This is a genomic window from Mesobacillus sp. (genome assembly GCF_049588175.1).
Classification (GTDB): Bacteria; Bacillota; Bacilli; order Bacillales; family Cytobacillaceae; genus Mesobacillus.
The window spans coordinates 1-3164 of record NZ_JBAVFI010000178.1 but is presented as its reverse complement, the minus strand read 5'-3'; the positions used below and the strand labels follow the sequence as shown (position 1 = coordinate 3164).

The window sequence follows — 3164 nt, the reverse complement described above, 5'->3', positions numbered from 1 at the left end:
TATGAAGGATGCCTTGCGCCAAATAGCCGCCGAAGGAAGAGCCAATAAGCAAGAACTCTTTGTTTTCCAGTGCCGCATCAATAAATTCCAAAAGGTTTTCAAGCATGTCATCTGTAGATGTTACACTTTCATCAATCACGCTTCCGCCATGGGCTGGCAAATCAACATACACCCTTTGGAATCCTTCCAGGTCGTCAAAAACAGGTTCCACCCATGCCTTCATTGAGCGATAATCAGTGCCCATTGCGTGAAGGATCACAATAGGAAAGCCTTCTCCTTGAATTTCGTAATGAATGGTACCTTTACTAACTTTACATTCCATTTCCTAAGTCACCCTTTATATACTCGTCTTATTTCTGCAGCTTCCTCACCCACTCATCATCCCATTGATATTCCGTTTTTCCCCTGTCTGATTCTATGAAAATACTCTTTGGATACGGAAGAGCGAGTTCTGGCATACTATCAACGCTAAAAAAATGAAGCTCTGCGGTTTCGTTATCAATCGGATTAAGTTCCCCACCTTGAACCTGACAGTCAAAAACGAATACCACATATTCCACCTTATGCCCGTTTGGATATTCGTAGCGAAAATCTTTTCCGCCAAAAGCACCTAATAGTTTCCCAGGTTTAACATATAAGCCTGTTTCTTCCCAAACTTCACGGACAACCGCTTCTGCTGGGGCTTCTCCCAATTCGATTGCTCCAGCTGGCAGGCTCCACTTCTCACCATTGCCTTTGTTTTGGAACAAGATCTCTCCTGCTTCATTCCGCACGATTCCCGCCACACTTGGCATGAAAATTAATTCCGCTCCAAAACTGTTTCTTAGATTTTTATAATAATTGGACATTCCCATTCCATTCACCACCTATCATATACATTCGCTCGCTCTCCATATTTTTCCTTCCTTATATTGTAGGTCCCGCCCTCATTTCCGGGCGATAGCCCACACCCTCCGCGTTTACCTACATATTTTATAAGGAATTTATTCGTCTGCATTGAAGGCGGATTTTAAATAAGGAGTGTGCCAGTATGAATCCATATCAGCATTATTACAGCCCTCAGCATTTTGACCCTTATACTCAATATGACTATCATTATTACGGACAGCAGCAGGAACCAAATGATCGACAGCAGGGGCTTGAAAGAAGGGTTAATCAGCTTGAACGTCAGTCTCAGCAGCAAAAAGCAGAATTAGACAGACAGAACAAAGAAATTACACGGCAAAACAGAGAAATAACTCGACTGAACAGGGAGATTGGCCGTATTAACGAAGAAATTCAAAGACTGAATCTAAATGATGAAAGGCATACACGGCGCCTGAATAGGCTGAATCAGCGCCTGCGCACAGTGGAAAACCGTTTGAACATTCCATTCTCTGCTACGGATGGAGATTTTTAATAAAATCATGAAAAAGCAGGACCAAACTCTTTTGGTTCTGCTTTTCGCATATTACTTCCATATTTTAGGGAAGCTAAATTCAAAAACAAGATCAACAAAATTACTTTAATTGACTAAATTATGCTACTATATACAGGTACTACTTCTACTTAATTTAGCGAGAGCATGAATGCTTACTTAGGAGTTCTAACATGAAAAAAATGAAATACTTGACCACCTTTTTTATACTCAGCATAGTTTGGATTTTTGGGACAAACTATCTGCTGAAATTATATGCCCCTTCGCCTTTTATCACTCTAGTCGAACATACGAAAGAAGTTCTTTATGTTGTGCTGGCGGGCTGGTTTTTCTATTTTTTCATTTCTAAAATGGAAGAATTGAATGCTTCAAGGGAAGAGGAAAAACGTTTATCCACGCTGATCAATTCTATGGTTGATTTTGTCAATTTCAAGGACGGGGAAGGCCGATGGATCCAGGCAAATGATTTCGGATTGAAGCTTTTCGACCTTGAAAATGTAGATTATAAAGGCAAAAAGGACTCGGAATTAGCAGAATACAGCGATTTTTTCGCCGACTCATTAAGGTATTGCGAGATATCTGATGAGGAAGCCTGGAAAGCTGGCGGGATTATCCGTGTCGAAGAAGTCCTTCCACAGCCAGATGGCAGCAATAAGACCTTTGATACAATCAAAGTTCCTCTATGGAATGATGACGGCAGCAGACAAGGACTCGTTATCATTGGGCGAGATATCACTGAGCGGAAAAATGTTGAGACTCTGCTTGAAGAAAGTCGGCAGCAATACCGGTCATTGTTCGAATACAGTCCTGACATCGTTGCGATGCTGGACCTAAATGGGACAATCACAAATCTGAATCCACAGTTTCAGAAAATCACAGGCTATAATGCTAACGATTTTATTGGCAGGCGTATTGAAGAATTGCTCCCTGAAAACAGCAGGCAATTAGTTTTGGACAGAATCGCCAAGGTTATCAAGGATCAATGTCCACAAATGTTCGAGCTTAATGTTCCTCATAAGAACGGGAATCCCCTCATGCTGCAAAGTACTTCCCTGCCTATCATTGTGAATGATCAGCTTGCAGGGATTATTTGTAATTCCAGGGATGTAACCGAGCTGCGACAAACAGAAGAACGATTGCGGAGAACGGATAAATTGTCAGTAGTCGGTGAACTATCTGCAAGTGTTGCCCATGAAATACGCAATCCGCTTACCTCTCTAAAAGGACTGGTCCAGCTGCTGCAAATGGAAGATGAAAAGCACCAGCTTTATTATCAAATCATGCTTGATGAACTGAACAGGATTAACCATATTGTCGGTGAGCTATTACTGCTGGCCAAGCCTCAGCAGATAAAATTTACCGAAGCTGATATACAGCTGATTCTATTCAATGTAATTTCACTGTTAAAAACAGAAGCAAGCCTTCATAATATCCAAATAGAGTTAGAGGTTCACGACCAGCAGGTCATGATCGAATGTGAGCCAAACCAGCTGAAGCAGCTGTTCATTAACATCGTAAAAAATGCGATCGAAGCTTCATCAGCTGAGGATGTCGTATTGATTTCACTGCAAAGCACAGATGACCACGTTACGGTACGTGTAAAAGATGATGGCTGCGGAATTTCAAAGGAATTCATGGAAAGAATCGGCGAGCCGTTCTACTCCTCCAAGGAAAAGGGCACAGGTCTCGGGATGACAGTAAGCTTTAAAATTGTCCAATCTCATAATGGCACGATTAAATTCAAGAG

Annotated in this window: 4 protein-coding genes; 2 read left to right on the top strand and 2 right to left on the bottom strand. The window is 41.7% G+C overall.

What is annotated here, in order from left to right; translation table 11 throughout:
- Window positions 1–322: alpha/beta fold hydrolase (locus WB217_RS04175; protein WP_423990920.1), on the bottom strand; the 322-nt coding region annotated here is incomplete at its 3' end.
- Between the two features lie 28 nt (window positions 323–350).
- On the bottom strand, window positions 351–854 hold the full coding sequence (locus WB217_RS04170) for an NUDIX hydrolase (protein ID WP_423990918.1): 504 nt from the start codon (window positions 852–854) through the stop codon (window positions 351–353).
- Window positions 855–1030: 176 nt separating this feature from the next.
- Here WB217_RS04170 and WB217_RS04165 point away from each other — a divergent pair, with 176 nt between their 5' ends.
- Complete coding sequence (locus WB217_RS04165) at window positions 1031–1399, top strand: hypothetical protein (protein ID WP_423990916.1); 369 nt, start codon at window positions 1031–1033, stop codon at window positions 1397–1399.
- Between the two features lie 191 nt (window positions 1400–1590).
- On the top strand, window positions 1591–3164 hold a 1574-nt coding region (locus WB217_RS04160; protein WP_423990914.1), incomplete at its 3' end, for a PAS domain S-box protein.